This is a genomic window from Clostridioides sp. LIBA-7678 (assembly GCF_056716065.1).
This window is the reverse complement of sequence record NZ_CP196987.1, coordinates 2,467,776-2,487,995: the sequence shown is the minus strand read 5'-3', so window position 1 is coordinate 2,487,995 and position 20,220 is coordinate 2,467,776. Positions and strand designations below refer to the sequence as shown.

Annotated in this window: 15 protein-coding genes; 12 read left to right on the top strand and 3 right to left on the bottom strand. The window is 27.8% G+C overall.

Features of this window, described 5'->3' with window-relative positions; translation table 11 throughout:
- The gene (locus tag ACTG46_RS12005; RefSeq protein WP_054270666.1) at nt 1-540 is read left to right on the top strand and encodes a 2-oxoacid:acceptor oxidoreductase family protein; all 540 of its coding nucleotides are present in this window, start codon (nt 1-3) and stop codon (nt 538-540) included.
- Nucleotides 541-662: 122 nt separating this feature from the next.
- Nucleotides 663-2,762 (top strand): acetate--CoA ligase family protein, encoded by a 2,100-nt coding sequence (locus ACTG46_RS12000; protein ID WP_074179606.1) that lies wholly within the window; start codon nt 663-665, stop codon nt 2,760-2,762.
- Between the two features lie 262 nt (nt 2,763-3,024).
- Here the strand turns inward: ACTG46_RS12000 and ACTG46_RS11995 are convergent, their stop codons facing one another.
- Both ACTG46_RS11995 and ACTG46_RS11990 read right to left on the bottom strand, forming a co-directional pair.
- Entirely contained in the window at nt 3,025-3,540 is a 516-nt protein-coding gene (locus tag ACTG46_RS11995) for a ferritin (RefSeq protein ID WP_021385062.1), read from the bottom strand.
- A 91-nt stretch (nt 3,541-3,631) separates the two neighbouring features.
- Entirely contained in the window at nt 3,632-4,843 is a 1,212-nt protein-coding gene (locus tag ACTG46_RS11990) for an ROK family protein (protein WP_167639876.1), read from the bottom strand.
- Nucleotides 4,844-5,449: 606 nt separating this feature from the next.
- Between ACTG46_RS11990 and ACTG46_RS11985 the strand changes: the two genes are divergently transcribed.
- The 9 genes from ACTG46_RS11985 (at nt 5,450) to ACTG46_RS11945 (ending at nt 18,059) form a co-directional block, all read left to right on the top strand.
- On the top strand, nt 5,450-6,892 hold the full coding sequence (locus ACTG46_RS11985) for a cell wall-binding repeat-containing protein (protein ID WP_479922876.1): 1,443 nt from the start codon (nt 5,450-5,452) through the stop codon (nt 6,890-6,892).
- A gap of 68 nt (nt 6,893-6,960) precedes the next feature.
- A complete protein-coding gene (locus tag ACTG46_RS11980) occupies nt 6,961-7,314 on the top strand; it encodes a hypothetical protein (RefSeq protein ID WP_054270662.1) in 354 nt (117 codons plus the stop codon).
- 175 nt (nt 7,315-7,489) lie between these two features.
- On the top strand, nt 7,490-8,311 hold the full coding sequence (locus ACTG46_RS11975; RefSeq protein WP_219673342.1) for a histidinol-phosphatase HisJ family protein: 822 nt from the start codon (nt 7,490-7,492) through the stop codon (nt 8,309-8,311).
- A 256-nt stretch (nt 8,312-8,567) separates the two neighbouring features.
- Complete coding sequence (locus ACTG46_RS11970; protein ID WP_479922875.1) at nt 8,568-10,451, top strand: glycoside hydrolase family 13 protein; 1,884 nt, start codon at nt 8,568-8,570, stop codon at nt 10,449-10,451.
- Nucleotides 10,452-10,643: 192 nt separating this feature from the next.
- Complete coding sequence (locus tag ACTG46_RS11965; RefSeq protein WP_054270660.1) at nt 10,644-11,528, top strand: hypothetical protein; 885 nt, start codon at nt 10,644-10,646, stop codon at nt 11,526-11,528.
- Between the two features lie 94 nt (nt 11,529-11,622).
- Complete coding sequence (gene pgmB, locus ACTG46_RS11960; protein WP_284182047.1) at nt 11,623-12,303, top strand: beta-phosphoglucomutase; 681 nt, start codon at nt 11,623-11,625, stop codon at nt 12,301-12,303.
- Nucleotides 12,300-14,597 carry a glycoside hydrolase family 65 protein gene (locus tag ACTG46_RS11955; RefSeq protein ID WP_479922874.1) on the top strand — a complete coding sequence of 766 codons (2,298 nt, stop codon included), beginning with the start codon at nt 12,300-12,302 and terminating at the stop codon, nt 14,595-14,597. The genes pgmB and ACTG46_RS11955 overlap by 4 nt, the downstream gene beginning before the upstream one ends.
- A gap of 217 nt (nt 14,598-14,814) precedes the next feature.
- On the top strand, nt 14,815-15,708 hold the full coding sequence (locus ACTG46_RS11950; RefSeq protein WP_054270657.1) for a glycoside hydrolase family 73 protein: 894 nt from the start codon (nt 14,815-14,817) through the stop codon (nt 15,706-15,708).
- A 47-nt stretch (nt 15,709-15,755) separates the two neighbouring features.
- On the top strand, nt 15,756-18,059 hold the full coding sequence (locus ACTG46_RS11945; protein WP_479922873.1) for a glycoside hydrolase: 2,304 nt from the start codon (nt 15,756-15,758) through the stop codon (nt 18,057-18,059).
- Between the two features lie 127 nt (nt 18,060-18,186).
- Here ACTG46_RS11945 and ACTG46_RS11940 read toward each other — a convergent pair whose 3' ends face one another.
- Nucleotides 18,187-19,440 carry an MFS transporter gene (locus ACTG46_RS11940; RefSeq protein WP_407813876.1) on the bottom strand — a complete coding sequence of 418 codons (1,254 nt, stop codon included), beginning with the start codon at nt 19,438-19,440 and terminating at the stop codon, nt 18,187-18,189.
- A 259-nt stretch (nt 19,441-19,699) separates the two neighbouring features.
- On the opposite strand from ACTG46_RS11940, the gene ACTG46_RS11935 reads away from it, so the two are divergent.
- A complete protein-coding gene (locus ACTG46_RS11935; RefSeq protein ID WP_054270654.1) occupies nt 19,700-20,194 on the top strand; it encodes a hypothetical protein in 495 nt (164 codons plus the stop codon).
- The last annotated feature ends 26 nt before the right edge of the window (nt 20,195-20,220 follow it).

The following is a 20,220-nucleotide window of genomic DNA, read 5'->3' as shown; positions in this document are numbered from 1 at the left end:
ATGGAAAAAGAGTTAGTATTTGCAGGGTTTGGTGGTCAAGGAGTTTTAACTCTTGGTCTAATTGTAGCTGAGTCAGCACTTGAATTAGGAAAACAGGTAACTTGGATGCCTGCATATGGTCCAACTATGAGAGGTGGAAAAGCATATAGTGTAGTAAAGTTTTCTGATGAGAGTATAGGTGGACCTGATATGGAAGAAATAGATGTTTTAGTAGCAATGAATAAGCCATCTTTAGATTATATAAACTTAGTCAAGGAAGGTGGAACAGTAGTTATTAATACATCTGTAATAGATGATAATATAGCATTAAGAGAAGATATAAATGTAGTTAAAATAAATTGTCAAGAATTAGCTCAAAAAGTAAACAATCCCAAGGCGGCAAATATAGTAGTACTTGGAGCATTAATTGCTAAAACTGGATTACTTGAAAAAGAATTAGCTTTAAAAACTATGTGTGATTTCTTTGAAGAGAAAGGAAAAGGTAAATTCAATATTCAAAATAAAGCAGCATTCATGGAAGGCTATAATAACGCCATTTAATAAATTACCCTTATCTTAAATGATTTATCTCAAGATTTAATAATCTTTAGTGCCAAGATAAGTTTCATCTTGAGATAAAATTCATTTAAAATCACAACTATAAAATATAGGAGAGTGAATTTATGAGCTTGGAAAAACTTATTAGACCAAAGAGCATTGCTATAGTAGGAGTTACTGATAAGCTTGGCTTTGGTAGAAGTGCAGCACTTAGTATAGTAAAAAGTAAAGATACAGATAGAGTATATTATGTAAATCCTAAAAGAGATGAATTGTTTGGAAGAAAGTGCTATAAAACGATACAAGAAGTACCAGAAGTGGTAGATTGTGTAGTAGTATGTACACCTAGAAATATAGTTCCATCTGTATTAAAAGATTCTGGAGAATTGGGAACAAAAGCAGCTGTAGTATATGCTAGTGGATTTGCAGAAGAAGGAACAGAAGAAGGAATAGATTTAGAAAATCAACTTATAGAAATATCAAATACATATGATATGAAAATATTAGGTCCAAATTGTATGGGATTATTAAATTGTATAGATAAAGTTAATCTATGGGCAGGTGGTTCTAAATGGGATTTAGATACTAAAAAACCTGGGATAGGAATTGTAGGTCAAAGTGGATTTATAACTGCAGAGATTGTTTCAAGTGATTATTTTAATATATCTTATGGTTTCTCAACGGGAAATGGAAATATAGTTACATTAGAAGATGCTGTTGACTTCCTTGTAGATGATAATTACGCATCAGTAATAGCTATCTATCTTGAAGGTTTAAAAAATCCTCAAAAATTTATAGACTCTCTAAAAAGAGCTGCACAAAAGAGAAAACCAGTAATAATATTAAAATCAGGAAGGTCAGAAAAAGGAGCTATTTCTGCTGCTTCTCATACAGGAAACTTAGCTGGCTCGAGTAAGGCTTTTGAAAGTATTTTTGAAAAATATGGAGTGATTTCGGTAGAGAATTTGGAACAATTTATGTGTTTAGCACAGGCTTTTAGTGTTCTAGATGGTAACTTGCCTACAAATTCTAATTTCGCAGCAATAAACTTCTCAGGAGGAGAAAATACTATTTGTGCAGATTTAGCAGAAGAAAATGGTGTAGACCTTGCAGAAATATCTTCTGAAACGAAAGAAGAAATGAAAAATTATCTTCCAGGATTTGCGACACCTAAAAATCCATTAGATGCTACAACTGCGTTATTCCATGAAAAGGATATGATAGTAGGTCTATTACATACATTTGAAAAAGATGATAGTGTTGGATTTACTATGGTAGGTGCAAATATAAGAGATGAAGAAAATGAAATGCATGAGACACTTTGTCAAGCTGTAAGTGAAGCAAGAGAACAAGGGTTAAGGAAGCCTGTGTTTGCAGTTCCAACGCTTGAAGGAAATAGATATCTAAATTATAGAACTAGATTAGAAGATAATCAAGTACCTATAATGTCATCAGTTGGAACTACATTTACTTGTTTTAATAAAATGGCTAAATTTGTAGATTATGATTATTCAAAGAGAACTTTAGAGTTTGAGGCTGTTAAGAAAAGAGAATCAAATAATGTAGTAGCTCTATCAGAGTTAGATAGTAAGATTGAGATGAAGAAATATGGAGTACCAGTGCCAGGGCAAGGTAATGCAAAAAGTATTGATGAATTAGATGAAATTTTGAAATATATTAACTATCCTGTTGTTTTAAAAATAAATTCTTCCGAAATATTGCATAAATCTGATGTTGGAGGAGTTAAAGTAGGAATTAAAAATAGAGATGAGGCAATAAATGCATATAATGAGATTTTAGCCAATGTAAAAAAAGAAAAACCAAATGCTAAAATTGATGGTATATTAGTTCAAGAAATGGTGGAAAGTGGTATAGAAATTATTATCGGTATTACTAATGATGACCAATTTGGTCCAATGTTACTAGTTGGTTTAGGAGGAGTATTTGTAGAAGTATTTAAGGATACTACTTTATATCCATTACCTATAAATCATGATGAAGCTATGATGATGCTTAGAAAATTGAAGTCATTTAAGCTTTTAGATGGATATAGAGGAAGCGAACCTTGTGATGTTGAAGCCCTTGCAGATATGATGGTTAAGTTAGGAAAATATGCCTATGAAAATAAAGATGAGGTTAAGGAAATAGATTTAAATCCAGTGTTTGTATATCCTAAAGGAAAAGGTGTATGTGCAGTAGATGCTTTAATAGTTAAATATAAATAGCTCATAAGTTTTGGTATTCAACCATAATTAAAGTACTGGCTGAAAATCACATTTATAAATTGAGTAGTGTGATTTTCAGTCACCCCAAATTTAAAAATTAAGTATCTTAAAGTGAAAATAGATTTTTAAAAATTATAAAATAGAACTGTATAAACAATAAAATACTACATATAAAACGAATAATAAAAGGTGTCTTAATGCAAATAATCAATGTTGATTTTCATTAAGACACCTACTTTATTATATTAAAAGGTTTTTAATACTATATTGTTACAGGTGGATTTGTTGGGGCTGCATATGTACGATTAGCAAATTCCTGGTCAACAAAGAATAGACCACCTTCTCCAGCAAGTTTAACACGCTTTATATTGTCTTCACAATTTGTTTCTTCCTCTGCTTGTTCAGATATAAACCAAAGTAAGAACTGAGAAGTTCTAAAGTCTGCCTCAGAGTTTGCTACAGCTGCTAAATTGTTTATTAAAGATGTAACCTTTTTTTCATGAGCTAATGTACGCTCAAGAATATCCATTGCAGAAGTAAAGTCTGAATCTGGCATTGGGATAGCATCAAGTTGAACTTTTCCTCCTACATTATGTAAATATTTGTAGAAAAACATAGCATGGTCTGTCTCTTCTTTATATTGAACATAAAACCAATTAGAAAATCCTTTAAGTCCTTCTGCTTCAAGGTAAGAAGACATAGAAAGATAAAGATATGCAGAATATAATTCATGGTTAATCTGCTCATTAAGTAATTTTTCCATTTTAGCTGAAATCATTTTCATACCTCCAAATTTTAAACGCTCTTATAAAATATAATAATATTAAATGGAAAAATATTCAATAAAAGTGTTTAAATATTTTACATATTTAATAAAAATTTATACTTCCATTAAAAAATTTGTAGCTGACAATGGCTATAGAGCCGATTAATGGTGCATTTGCTCCAAAATTTGAATGTTTTACACTTATTTTTTTATATTTAGAAAAACTTGCCGAAGCAGTTAGTTTTTTTAATAATGTATTTTCTATGAATGTGCCTGGTATATTAAAATCGTAGCCTATTATTATAGAACTACAGTCAATCAATGTAAGTGTATTTACTAATGCGTATGATATATATGTACAAAATTCATCAAGTAAAAACATAGCAAGAGTATCCTTATTATTTGCCTCATCTATTAACTTAACTAGAGAAAAGTCTTTACAGTTAATTAATGGAGAGTCAGGATAAATATGGCTCAATGATTCAATTCTTTTAATTAAATTACTAACACTTGTGTAATAATCTAAGCATCCATTATTACCACAACTACATAATGGTCCACTAAAATTAATAGATGTATGTCCTATTTCTCCACTCTGACCCAGATTACCAGTATGAAGCCTATTTTCCAGTACTAGACCAGCTCCAATACCATTCATTATGTGCAAGTATATATAATTTGATATATCTTTACCTAAACCATACATTTTTTCAGCTAAAGCACCTGAATTAGCATCATTTATCAAAAATATTGGCAAATCAGACATTTCTTCTATAAAATTAACTATATTTAGATTTGATACATTTCCAAAGTCTGGAGGATTCAATATAATACCATTTATATTATCTACTGGACCTATTGAAGAAATACCAATTCCAATTATATCTCTTTTATTATTCTTCATTATCTTAGTAAACATTCTTTTTATTATATCTTTTAAGACCTCATTTGATAGATACTTAGGGTAAGTTTCAGAAAGTTGTTTTACAATATTACCTTTCAAGTCTGAAATAATTACCTTACATATATTTCTTCTTATTAGAATTCCACAGATACAAGGTGATATATTAGAAATATCTAATAAAATAGGTTTACGACCTGATGAATGTGCATTTAAAGTTGATGACTCTATTTCTCTAATCATATTTTCATTAATAAGTTCTGTAACTAGATTTGATAAAGTCATTTTGGTAAGTCCTGTAGACTTTGCTAAATCAACCCTAGACATAGGTGTATTTGTAGAAAGTAATTTCAATATTATTAACTTATTTTTAATTTTTACATCTTTTATGTTAGAACCTTGTTTGTTGCTCATCGTAAATCTCCTTAAATAAAGTTAAGTGTTTTATTTATTTTCAAGCACAATGTCACTTTATAAAACAGTAACATTTTTTAATTTGAAAATACCATTAATTAGAATATATCACATTATATATCATAAGACACATAAAAATATGTTAGAATTAAATTAAAATTGAAAAATATGTTTACATATTATATAGTAAAAATAGTATGTACTTAATAAAAAAATTGACACATAATAAATTTGTTAGAAGGTGTATTTTTAATAATATTGATAAAGAATTTACTTAATAATGAATAAATTCTGTAAAAATACAATCTGTTTGTTGTATACAATAAATTTTCATTTTGTAAAAAAATATAATAAATATGAGATATAAATGTCGATTTTTATTACAAATTGTTACTAAATATATGTACATATGAACTGAAACCTTAGAAATTGTAACTAAAATGTAAATTTTTCCTCTAATCTATCTAATATTATGGAAACTTTTTGTAATTTATGATATAATAACAAATATATAATTATTAAATTATAATAAATGACTATAGCATAGATGTAGTACTATGCTATAGTCATTTTTGAATTAAACTTGATATATCAAGGGGGAAGAATATGAGAACAATTAAGAGAGTTTTAGCATTAGGTCTAACATTAGCTATATTTCTAATAAATGTGCCTAATGTAAATGCATTAACATCAGATACTATTAAAGGTAACAATATATATGAGACGGCTGGATTAATAGCAGACAAAAAGAGTTATGATACAGCGATTATGGTAAATATGGATAGTTCGATAGCAGATGGTCTTTCAGCAAGTGGTCTTGCTGGTGCTGTTGATGCTCCAATTTTACTTGCACAAAAAAATAACATACCAAATGAAACGAAACAAAGATTAAAAAATGTCAAAAAAATATACATAATAGGTAAAGAATTATCAATAAGCAAATCAGTAGAAACTGAACTTAAAAACACAGGAGCACAAGTAACTAGATTAGGCGGAGATGACAGAATAAAGACTAGTTATAGTGTTGCTAAAGAGGTAAGTAGTATTAAAAAAGTTGATGAAGTGATATTAACTAATGCATATAAAGGAGAAGCTGATACTATAAGTGCAGCACCTGTGTCAGTAAGAGATGTAGCTCCTATAGTGCTTACAGATGGAAAGAGTGTTCCTTTTTCAACAAGTGATGTAAAATCATATGCAGTAGGTGGAAGTATATCTATGAGTACTAGCTTAGTTAATAAGACTAACTCTAAAAGACTTGGTGGCTCAGATAGATATGATACAAATAAGAAAGTTATAAAAGAATTTTATCCAGATGTATCAGAATTTTATTTAAGTGATGGATATGATTTAGTAAATGCACTTACAGGTTCTACAATCGCTAAAGAAAATCCAATTGTGTTGGTGTCAGAAAGTAGTGATAAATCTATATTAGCAGGAGCAGACAAAATTACTAGATTAGGTACAATAAGTGATAGCATATATAATAAATGTGTTTCTGCTGCACAGAATAATGGTGACTCATCTACAAAAGGTGATTCTCCTATGAAAAATGAGACAAGCATATTAGGTGAACCAACAGCTAGTTTAGAGGCTTGTTTAAAATGGGCTAAATCTAAAAGAGCTAATGATTTATTTATAGAATTAATACCAATATTGTATGATACTGCTGTTCAAGAAGGTGTAAATCCTGTATTAGCAGTAGCTCAATCTGCAAAAGAAACTGGTTTCTGTAATTTTGGTGGGGTATTAGATGCATCATTCAAGAATCCTTGTGGACTTAAGACTTCTTCAGGAGGTTCTGATACTGATAAGAATGCCCACTCAAGATTTGGTACGTGGGAAGAAGGAATCTTAGCTCAGATTCAGCATTTATGCTTATATGCAGGACAAGATGGTTATCCACTTTCAAATCCAGTAGACCCTAGACATGAAAAATCTTTATTTGGGAAAGCTAAAACAGTTGAAGGTCTTTCTAATAATTGGGCTGGAGGTCAATATGGACAAGATTTAGTTAGAATGATGGGGGAAATTGAGGCTACAAAGTAATTAAAGCATTAATTTAAGATATGCTTATTAAAGATTATCAAATAGCTGACAAATAAGGAATGATTATTGTGAAAAAGAGTAATATTTTTAGTATCATATTTCCCACAATTATAATGATATTAATGTTTTTAACCTTTGCTACAGATATATTTAATATACCAAATGTTCAAGCTAAAGGGATTTTTGTAATAGGAATGGTATTGATTTTTCCAGTTGCCTTTTTAATGCAGGGGATAGTTTGTGTATTAAATAAAACTAATTGGATTTTATCACTTGTAGTGTCTTTAGTAACTTATATAATATTAATGTATATATTTTTAAATGATTCAGCATATGTATATGTTTTACTTTATGCAGCTTTCTATATGATTGGGCATATAACTGCTAAACTCTATTACAAAATTAAGACTTTTAAAAGTTAAATAAAAAAGTGTATGAAAGATAAGCATCTTTAATGATTTTCTAAAATCAAAATAGATGCTTCTTTTTTATGAAAAATTATGTAAATAAAATTTAACTCTTATAATATTCTTTTAACACTTGTATACAATGAACTCGTAGTATAATTGAGATAGATAAAATAAAGGGAGGGATAATATGAATTTAATAGATAATCATATTCATACTAATTTTTCAAGTGATGGAAAGGATTCGATGGAAGATACAATAAAAAAAGCTATAAGTATTGGTGTTAGATATTTAACTTTTACAGACCATTTAGAGCATGATGAAGGTAGAGGTTTTTGCATTAATTATAATGACTATGTTCCAGTGTTTAATAAGTTCAAAGAAAAATATAAAAAGGACATAGAGTTATTATTAGGGGTTGAAGTTGGTTATAGAAAACATCTAAAAAATGAAATAGATGAAATAATAAACTCTAATCCTTTTGATTTCATATTGTGTTCAACTCATACAATTGATAATATACCTGTTCCATCAAAGGAGTATTTTAAAGGGCTTAGCAAAGAAGATGCATATTATAAATATTTTAATAGTATACTTGAAACTAATCGTGAATTTAGAGACTATAACATATATGGGCATTTAGATTATATATCTAGATATGGAATATATTCAGATAATAGAGTTATATACAATGATTTTAAAGATGTTATTGATGAAGTTTTAAAATCAATAATCGATAATGGAAGTGGTATAGAGTTAAATACTTCTGGTTATAGATATGGATTAAATGCTATACATCCAAATGAAGATATATTAAAAAGATATAAAGAGCTTGGCGGATTTATAGTTACTGTAGGTTCTGATTCTCACAGAGTAGAAGATATATGTAGAGATTTTGATGTGGCTTATGATATGCTTAAGTATCTTGATTTTAAATATGTATCTTTATTTAAAGAAAGAGAAACTTATTTTATAAATATAGAAAAAGTTAAATCTAACAATATAGCTTAGAGTATGTTTTGAAATGAATTAACAGATAGTAAAAAAGTTAATAGTATAATATTGTATCCTCTAGAAAAATACTAGAGGTTTTTATTTTGCAAAAATAACTGGATAAAATTAAATTTAATAAGATAATTTATTTTAACTTGAATAGCATATTGTTAATATATTTTACTATTATATATTTTTATTGTGATATAATAATAAAATATATTAACCTATCTTTAAATTATGTAAATTATGATAAAGGAGGGAGAAATTTAAATTGTCTAATAAAAATAAAAAGAATATAAATTTAAGCAATAAAATTAAAGAAACTACTAAAAAAAATTTAACAAAAGAAGCCATATTACATATACCAATGAGTAACTATGCCTATGGTTATGGTAGAGAAACATTACATATAAGACTTAGAACTAAAAAAAATGAAGCAAAAAAAGTGATTTTGAGAATAGGAGACCAATATGTATGGGACAAAGGTGGTGCAGGAGGAGGAAATTTAAATGCATCTGGGATTGGTTGGTCTGGTGGTTCAAATATAATAATGGATAAAGAAGTAGAAACTGAATTATTTGATTATTGGATAGCTAAGTGCAAACCATTAAACAAACGTTCAAGATATGGGTTTATAATAGAAGGCCAAGAGGAAAAGATTCTATTCACAGAAAAAAGGATAATAGAGCTGGGCAATGAAAATGACAAAAAAGAATTGTGTGAGATAAGTAATTTTTTTGGATACCCATATTTAAATTATATAGATGTACCTAAAGTACCAGATTGGGTTAAAGAGACTATTTGGTACCAGATATTTCCAGATAGGTTTGCAAATGGTGACCCATCTATAAATCCAGTAGGAGTGGAGGAATGGGGAGCTATTCCAACAAGAGATAATTTTACAGGTGGAGATTTGCAAGGTGTGATAGAACACTTAGATTATTTGAGTGATTTAGGAATAAATGGAATTTATTTTTGCCCTATTACAGTTGGAAATACAAATCATAGATACGATACAATTGATTATATGAAGATAGACCCTTCATTAGGAGATAAAGAGACTTTAAAAAGGCTAATAAAAGAAGCTCATAAGAGAAATATAAAAATAATGCTGGATGCTGTTTTTAATCATATAGGATACTATTCTAAACAGTGGCAAGATGTAATTAAAAATAAGGAAAATTCTAGGTATAAAGAGTGGTTCTATATAAAAGATATGAGCAAAGTTGATACTCCAATAGAACAAATAGATGAAAAAAATATACCTTATGAAACTTTTGGCTGTGAAAAGTATATGCCTAAACTTAACACAGAAAATTTAGAAGTAATAGAATATTTATTAGGTGTAGGAAAGTACTGGATACAGGAGTTTGATATAGATGCATGGAGATTGGATGTCTCAAATGAAGTAGACCACGTTTTTTGGAGAAAGTTTAGAGAAGAACTTAAAAAAATAAAACCAGATATATATATACTGGGCGAAATTTGGCATGGTAGTTTACCATGGTTGATGGGGGACCAATTTGATTCAGTTATGAACTATTTGATGTCAGAAGCTATGAAAAAATTCTTTTGTACAGATGAGATAAATGCTGAAGAGTTTAAATACATGATAAATGATATAATGGTAAGTTATCCAATGCAAGTTAGTGAAGTTATTTTTAATTTACTTGGAAGTCATGATACCACAAGGATACTGAATTATGCTAGAGGAAATGTTGATAGAGTTAAACTTGCATATTTGTTTATGTTTATACAATCAGGCAGTCCTTGTATATACTATGGTGACGAAATTGGAATGGACGGAGAACTGAGTTCAATATCTGAAGGACAAAGAAAATGTATGGAATGGAATGAAGAAAAATGGAATAAGGATATATTTGATTTTATGAAGAAGATTATTAGGCTTCGTAAAGAAAATAAAGAACTTAGGTCTATGTCAAATGAATGGATATTAGCAGATAAGGAAAATGGAACTATTCTACTAAAAAAAGAATCCATTTCCATAATAATAAATAATTCATCTAAAGATATAACTTTAAAATTACCAGATTATTTGTCTAATAGAAAAGTAAAAGATTTGTATGAAGAAAAAATAGTAGACTTAAAAGAAGAAATAAGAGTAGAAAAATACAAGTTCATCATTTTAAAATAATATAAAATGTATTTATAGAAGATAGATGAAATACGCTATCATAGACGTAAGTGCTAGTTCAAATAGAAACTATTTTCAGTAAAATAGATTCAGTATGCTTTTTATTTGAATAAAAACAAATATTAACACTTCTAATCATTCTGTAATTCAATAAGAAAAGTAATTACTGAATAGGTAGGGGGAAGGAGCGATATGAATGACTATAAAGAACATATAGTTATAGTAAAATCAGGAACTGTAAATTTAATCTTAGGTGTTATATTTTTATTAATTGGAATCGTTATAAATGTATTACTTCTATATGTTAAACAGTATTATATAGCAGTAATCACTTTTATATTTACAATGTATGGATTATTTTCAATTTTTGATTATACAAGAAAATATATTATTTTTGATTTACATAATATTAAAGTTCGTAAATGTATAGGAAGTGAAAAAGAGTATTCATATCATGATATCACTAGGATTTCAATAAATAATAAAAAACAAGGGTGTCCAGTTAAAATATATGTAGATAAAAGTAAAATTGTAACTTTTTTTATATCTGATAAAAATTACATGTCTGCTATAGCTGAGATGAAGCGAAGAGAGTTACCTTTTGATAATAAAGCCATAGACTATATATCAGATACTTCATTATGGGTTCCAATTCGAGATAATGAAATTAAAGAATTCTGTAATGAAGCATCACTAAAACTTGAAAATCAGATTCGGGAAAATCTGCATAAAATAGAAAAAGAGTTGGGAACAGATATATCTTTTTCTTTTGGTATGGATGTTGAAGAAAATCCATTTGTATGTGTATTTTTAGTGTGTATTATGAAGAATGAAAACTATACAAAATTTGTAAAAAAATACAGGGGAAAAGAAGCATGGGCTATATTTCCAGTATATATAGTTGGACCACAATTATATAATAAAGAAATTGAAAAAGGAAAGTTTATTTGCAATATAAACTATTTAAATGCTTTTTCTGGAAGAATGTGGTCAAATTTTTGTAGAGCAATAAAAAAACAAGGTGTAAAAGAAAGTGAAATGGAAATAGATTTTGAGTTAAAGACTGAATTAGAATAGAAAATTCTATAAATAATACCTTAAATGTAAGAGAGAAGGTATAAAATAAATTGATTATTAGTCTAAAAATTTCTTGTAGAAAGAGGAAATAAGAATGATTGAAGCATTTATATTTGATTTGGATGGTGTAATTACAGATACTGCATATTATCATTATATGGCTTGGAGAAAACTAGCTCATAAGGTTGGGATAGATATAGATACAAAATTTAATGAATCTTTAAAAGGCATAAGTAGAATGGAGTCATTGGACAGGATATTAGAATTTGGAAATAAGAAATATTTATTTTCAGAAGAAGAAAAAGTGAGAATGGCCGAAGAAAAAAATAATTATTATGTATCACTGATAGATGAGATAACTTCAAATGATATTTTGCCTGGAATAGAAAATTTATTAGGTGATATAAAATCTAATAACATAAAAATAGGTTTATCATCTGCAAGTAAGAATGCAACAAATGTGCTAAATAATTTGGGTATGAGTGATAAATTTGATTTTATAGCTGATGCAGGAAAATGTAAAAATAGCAAACCTCATCCAGATATATTTCTTATGTCAGCAGAAGGGCTTAATGTAAATCCTCAAAACTGTATAGGAATAGAAGATGCAAGTGCAGGGATAGATGCTATAAATTCTTCTAATATGTTTTCTGTTGGTGTTGGAAACTATGAGAATTTAAAAAAAGCAAATTTAGTTGTAGATTCAACAAGTCAATTAAATTTTGAATATATACAAGAAAAGTATAATGAGTATATGGTTAGGAGAGTTATATGAAATGTTTATTTAATAATATAGATGAATGGAAGATTATACAAGATAAGATTGAAATCAAAGAAAATAGATTAGCAGAATCTATAATGAGTATAGGTAATGGCTATATGGGTATGAGGGGAAACTATGAGGAAAACTATAGTGGAGATACTCATAAGGGGTCTTATATAGCTGGAGTATGGTTTCCAGATAAAACTCGTGTAGGATGGTGGAAAAATGGATACCCAGAATACTTTGGTAAAATCCCTAATTCAATTAACTATATAGGAATAAGAATTTTTATAGATGACATAGAATTAGACTTAGCAAAATGTAAGGTTGAAGATTTTTATAGAGAATTAGATATGAAAAATGGTATTTTAAATCGTAGGTTTATTGTACACATAAGTGATAAAAAATTTGAAGTTAACATTATTAGATTTTTAAGCATATCAGTTAAGGAGTTAGCAGTAATTAAATACAGTATAAAAGCATTAAATTCTGATGCTAAAATAAAATTCATACCATATTTAGATTCAAACATAAAAAATGAAGATTCAAATTATGAGGAAGAGTTTTGGAATGGAGTTTCTTCAAATTCTTCAGAATATCGAGGAAGCATACTTTCTAGAACAAAGGAAAATGCATTTAATACACCAGTATTTACTGTGGGTGCAATGATGTATATTAAGGCAAGAGGTAAGATAAAAGACCTATCTCATACAAATGAATATAATTACTGTGAGAATTCAATAACAATGGATATTCTAAAAGATGAGGTTGCTAGTATAGAAAAATATGTATCTATAACTTCAACTAGAGACTATAAGGAAAGTGAGCTATTAGGAAAATGTGAAGATATTTTAAATAGAGAAATATCTAAAGATTATGATGATATATTAAATGAACATACAGAGTTATGGAATAAAAGATGGAAAAGTGCAGATGTAAAAATAAATGGAGATAAAAGTAGTCAACAAGGCATACGATACAATTTATTTCAACTATTTTCAACATATTATGGAGAAGATTCAAGATTGAATATAGGTCCTAAAGGCTTTACTGGAGAAAAGTATGGAGGGGCTACTTATTGGGACACAGAAGCATTTTGCGTTCCAGTATATCTAGGGGTAACAGATAAGAAGGTAACTAGAAACCTTTTGGAATATAGATATAATCAATTGGAACAGGCAAAAGATAATGCAAAAAAACTAGGGCTTAAAGGTGCTTTATATCCAATGGTTACATTTGATGGAGTAGAATGCCATAATGAGTGGGAGATAACATTTGAAGAAATACACCGAAATGGAAGTATAGTATATGCAATATATAATTATACAAATTATACAGGTGACTTTGAATACATAAAAGAAAAAGGAATCGATGTAATAATAGAAATAGCTAGATTTTGGGCTAGTAGAGTTCACTTATCTATAAAAAAAGATTTGTATATGATACATGGTGTAACCGGCCCAAATGAATATGAGAACAATATCAACAATAATTGGTATACTAATTATATAGCTAAATGGTGCTTAGAATATGCTGTAGAAAATGTATTAAAATTAGAAATAGAATATAGTGAATGTATTGATAGAAATAATGTAACTAAAGAAGAAGTTGAGTTATGGCAAATGATATCAAAAAAAATCTATCTGCCATATGATGATGAGTTAAAAATAATAGTTCAAAATGATAATTTTTTAGATAAAGAATTTATAGAAGTAAAGGATTTACCAAAAGAAAATCTTCCTCTTAATCAAAATTGGTCTTGGGATAGGATTCTTAGGTCGTGTTTTATAAAACAAGCAGATGTATTACAGGGAATTTACTATTTTGGAAATAGATTTACTAAAGAAGAAAAGAAGAGAAACTTTGATTTCTACGAAAAATATACTGTACATGAATCTTCTTTATCTTCTAGTATTTATTCCATTATTGCTTCTGAAATAGATGATTTGGACAAAGCTTATGAATTATACTCAAGAACTGCTAGGCTTGATTTAGACAATTATAATAATGATACCAATGATGGGCTGCATATAACTTCTATGTCTGGTTCATGGCTTTCTATTGTGCATGGGTTTGCAGGTATGAGGACATGGGATGAAACATTATCTTTTGACCCTAAGTTACCGAAAGAATGGAGAGGTTATTCTTTCAACATAAGCTATAGAGATAACATTATTAATGTAGATGTATGTAGTGATTTAATTAAAATAGAAAATTTAAAAGGTAAGCCAATAAAAATTATTGTATATGGTAAAAAATATATATTAGAAAAATATATAAAAATTGATAGAAATAAATTTAAATAATATTTTTATTATGTAAATAGTTAAAATAAGTTTATCTAATTATGAATTTATTTTAACTATTTTTATTTAATAGAAAACTATATATTATAACAATAATTGCGCTTTTAGTTAAATATATTTCATAAATCTTCATAAAATCTTCAAAATTTCGTAAAGAAAATGTAACAAAAATAAGATATATTGTATTCAGCAGATAATATAAGGGAGGACAATAATTATGAAGAATAAAAAATTCATTGTTATAATACTGATAATATCAGTTTTAATAGGTGTAGGAGTAAAAGAGTATTTCACCAGAGATATAAACAAGGAAGATATAGAGGTTAGTAAGTATATAAAATATTCTGATTTAGCAAGTAAAAATAATGTACAAGTTAACTGGAAGTATGTAGCTTCTATTGTTGCTGTATTGAATAAAAACAACTTAAAAGAAGTTAAAGATTCACAAATAAAAGAAGTATCAGATTTATTTGTTAAAAATTTTTCTGAAAATAATAAAATAAATAAATTAAGTAATGTCTTGGATGAATTAGAATTTAGTAATAAACAAAAAAGATTGGTTGATAATTATATTGACGAACTTAAGGATTATGGCATAAAGCCAGAAAGATTGAAGTCTGATACACAGTATATGAAGTTTATAAATGAAATTAAAGAAGAAGCTATACAAAATTACGAAGATTATAAAATACTTCCATCTATAACTATTGCACAAGCTATAATCGAATCTAGCTGGGGCAAATCAACTTTAGCAAAACAACACAATAATCTATTTGGCATAAAGGCAGATGCCTCTTGGAAAGGTAAATCAGTGACTTTAGAGACAAAAGAACATTTAGATACAATTATAGATGATAAATTTAGAATATATGATGATAAAAATGAATCTATAAAAGACCATGCAAAGTTTTTGGCTACGAATAAAAGATACAAAGCCAATGGTGTATTTGATGCAAAAACGTATATATATCAAGCTAAAGCATTGGAAAAAGCAGGTTATAGTACAGCAAAAGATGAAAATGGAAAGAGCATCTATGCAGACCGTTTAATAGAAATAATTCAACAATACAATCTTCAATTAATAGATAGTGAAATTCAAAGCAACATGTAACTTTGATGTAACATAAGGATGATATATTTATCGAGGAGGTGGCTTTTATGAAAAAAATAGTCTCGATATTTATAAGTTGCATGGTTGTTATAACTACTATTACTGGTTGCAGTAGTGGGGAGGTGGCTAATAGCAAATCATCCATGTACAATGTTAAAAATTTGGATTTTAGTTTTGAAGTGAAACCTGAAACCTTTGAGGTATCAGTTGAATCTAATGGTTCAAGAGAAAAGATATCCGAGCCATTAAAAGAAAGGAAGGTATCAAATTTCAAAAAGACAAAAACAGAAGCATCATGGACATATCCTGATGAAAACATAGACATAAATATAAAAAAAGAGAACAATTATTTAGATGTAAACATTAAATCTAATTCAGAACAAGAAGCTAGTTTTAATTGGCCTAAAGTTGAAGGTGAAAGTTATGTACTACCACTTTATGAAGGTAAGTTTATACCAAGTAATGATAAGTATTGGAAAGAACATTTAAATGAGTCTACTTATAATGTTATAGAATCTTTTTCAATGCAATTCTTTGCAGTAAATAAAGCAAAATATTCTGTGTTATATATTATTGAAAATGAATTCAACAATGAAATTGAATTTAGTTCTAAAGATAAGATTAATTTTACATTTAAACATGAGTATCCAAGTATCAATAAAAATAAAGAGTATGGGTTTAAAGTGTACTTGACCAATAAGAATATTACAGATGTAGCGAAAACTTATAAAAATTATATAGTTGATAAAGACGAATTTAAAACATTAGAAGAAAAATCTAAGGAAAATAAAAATATTGAAAAACTCTATGGAGCACCACAAATTTATTTTGGAGATAAATCTATAATCACAATAAATGATATTAAATGGAATAAATTAAAAGAAAACTTATCAGATGATTTAATTAATTGGATGAAAGAACTTTTAAGTATGAAGTCTGATGATAGTGAATTTATAGAAGTGACTAATCAAATAAAAACTCAAGATTATATAGATAAATATCAAAAAAATCAAATAGTTCAAGCATTTAATGAGGTTATGCAAATGAATACTTTTTATAATGACAAAGTTTTTAATAGTAAGGATAGAGATATAAAAAGAGTATTAGACAAAGGTATATCTAAATTAAATAGAGTAGAACTTATAGAATTTAACAAGAGATTATTAAAATCAAAACTAGGAGATAGTGTGAATGATGTTGCTACATGGACAAGATATAATACAATTGATGTGATTAATGACATCAATAAATCTGGTATTAAAAATGCCTGGATAGGTTTTGATGATATGAAAGAAGGTTATGTATCTCCAGAGATGGTTAAGAGAGTTAATGATTTAGGGTATCTAGTAGGGCCATATGATTCATATCATTCTATACACAAGCCAGGAGAAGAAAAATGGAGTACAGCATCATTTAAGGATAAATCTCTATATGAAAATGCTACTATAGAAAACAAAAAAGGTGAAAAAGAAACTGGATTTCAAGGAGAAGGAAGAAAATTAAATCCTACATTGTCTTTACCAAGTGTGAAAGAGAGAGTACAAAGTATATTGGATGAAGGATATAAATTTAATTCTTGGTTTATAGATTGTGATGCTACAGGTGAAATCTATGATGATTATTCTCAAAGTCACATAACAACTCAAGCACAAGATTTAAAGGCTAGACTTGAAAGGATGTCATATATAAGAGATAATGCAAATATGGTTATAGGTTCAGAAGGTGGAAATGATTTTTCAAGTAGTACCATAGCATTTGCACATGGTCTTGAGACACCAGCATTTGCTTGGGTTGATAAAGACATGAGCAAGAATAAAGATAGTGAATACTATGTCGGTAGATACTATTCTCCAACAGGAGGAGTACCAGAAGTATTTTCAAAACAGATACCTGTAAAAGAAAAATATAAAAAAATATTTATAGACCCAACTTACTCTCTTCCTTTATTTAGATTAGTTTATAATGATTCTGTTGTATCTTCTCATCAGTGGTTATGGGGAACTTTCAAAATTAAAGATGAAGTTGGAAGCAGAATGATGAGAGAAGTATTGTATAATACGCCACCTATGTATTATATAGATAGAACTGAATGGGAAAAACACAAAGATGAAATAGTTTCACACAATAAAGTATGGTCAGAATTTAATAAAAAGGCTATAAAAAGAGAAATGACAGATTTTAAATTTATTTCTGAGGATAGGTTAGTTCAAATGACTGAGTATGGAGAAGATTTAAAAGTAGTAGCTAATTTCTCTCAAAAGGATGTTAAGTATGGGGCTGAAGTTATAAAAGCAAAATCTTTGGTAATATATGATGATGATAATAAAGTTGTATATAAACCAGAACAATAAATTTAATAAAAACAAATAAACATTATGTCAAATGGTCATTCTGAAATAAGAATCAGTCTAGCCATTTGACATTAAAAAGTATCTTTGAGGAAATGAAATGTATATTTTTAGCTGTAATATGATTTTATTATGATATCTCATTCTTATATAGATATTTAGCAAGAACTGAAATTAATAGCATAATTATAAACATACATATTATAGGTATATAAACTTTAAGGCTAAAAACTTCAAATAATTTACCATGCATAATTTGACCTACTGGAGCAACACATTGTGATATAGCTGTAATAGTGGCCATTACCTTTCCCAATAATTCATTAGGTGTTTGTTTTTGAACAATAGTTAGGACAAATACAGTGATAATTGTCATAGACATAGCAATAGGTATAATGCAAATAAATAATAATATAAAAGATGGATAATATCCTAGTCTGAGCATTGAAGGAGAAATTGAAATAGCCATTGGAATCATTAAAATACTAATTAGCATTAACCAGCGATATAATGTATTCATCTTCATTTTTTTTGCAAATAAACCTATTGAAAGTGCACCTAAAACACTACTAAATTCTATAATCCCTATTCCTATGCCATACATATTATTGCTACTGTGCATAGTTACACGCAAAATATATTGTATTCCGACAAGTAAAAATGGAGTTAAAAATAAATTTAAAGAAGCTGCCAGAATCATAGCTTTACTAATATAAGGCTGTTTTACAACATAAGAAAATCCTTTTTTCATGTCATTAACTATAGTCATTACTATGTCACCATTAAAGTCTCTTTTATTAAAAGGGATATAAATAAACATCTCCATTACTGCTGATAGAAAAAATGCAACGCAACTTATAATAAGAAGCATCTTAAGTCCAATAAGACCATATAAAAGACCTCCAAGTACAGGAGCAAACATACTTGAAAGCGCACCTATTCCATTTACAATTCCATTTGCTTGTTCTAAATCTTTTTCATTTACTATTAAAGGTATGCTTGCCTGTACAGTAGGCTGATACATACAACTAATAATAGATAGGAGTATCATAATAATTCCAATTAATACAATAGAATCATTTAGAGTAGAAAAAAGACAGATAAAAATGAGGATAATTATAGAACTCATAAAATCAAATATAACCATTAGATTTCTACGATTGAATCTATCAGCTATTGCACCACCAATTGGGGACAATAGAAGTGGAATATTTGATATTGCATATAAAGTTGCAAATATATCTGCACGACCTGTTATATCTAAAATATAAGTAGAAAGACCAAATCTTAATAATGATGAACCCAGTATAGATATAATTTGACCGAGTACTACAAGGTTAAAGTTTTTGTTAAAAGAATTATTTGTTTTATCTAAATTTTGCATATATAGGACACCTCTCTTTTTCTTGACCGACTGTCGGTCTATTAAAATTATAATAAACTATATTCCAAAAGTCAATAGTATATATTCAATGAAAAATTTTAAGATAAGTTTTTACTGTTAATATAGAAATCAATATGTATGAAAGATTATTATGTCTTAAAAAGGATAAGAGCTATATGGTGAATAATCAAAAATGGGTAATTTAGAAGAGTTTTTATGAATAGTATTAATATATAGATATAGGGAGATTGATGTGATTATGTATGAAAATAATAAGGTAATATATAATTTTGAAAGATGTGAAAGACTAGAAAATACTTTTTATTTATCTCAATTTAATACATATAAAAATTTTAAGTTAGCTTCTAAAAAATCCATAGTAAATTCATTGGAGACATCTGTTTGTAATATGAATATTCATAATATAAGTCTTGTTGATACGATGGAATGTGTATCATTAGAAGATGAGCAAATGACGGGTAAGAAATTAATTTTAGTTGGTGATATAGATACTGATGTGATACTAGATTATGTGGGGAATAAGAGAAATAGAAGCTCTAATAAGAGAAATATACTTAAATTAAAAATACCTTTCAGTACATTTATACAAATGCCTAGGAGAATAGAAAATAAAGAGAAAATTAATTTAAAGTATCTTATACAAGATATGGCATCGTCTATTTTAGATGATAATAATTTATTTATTAGTGTGACTGCAATTATAAGTTATGAAAATAGTTCTAAAATGGAGTAATCTTTAGATTATAGAAAGGTGGATGC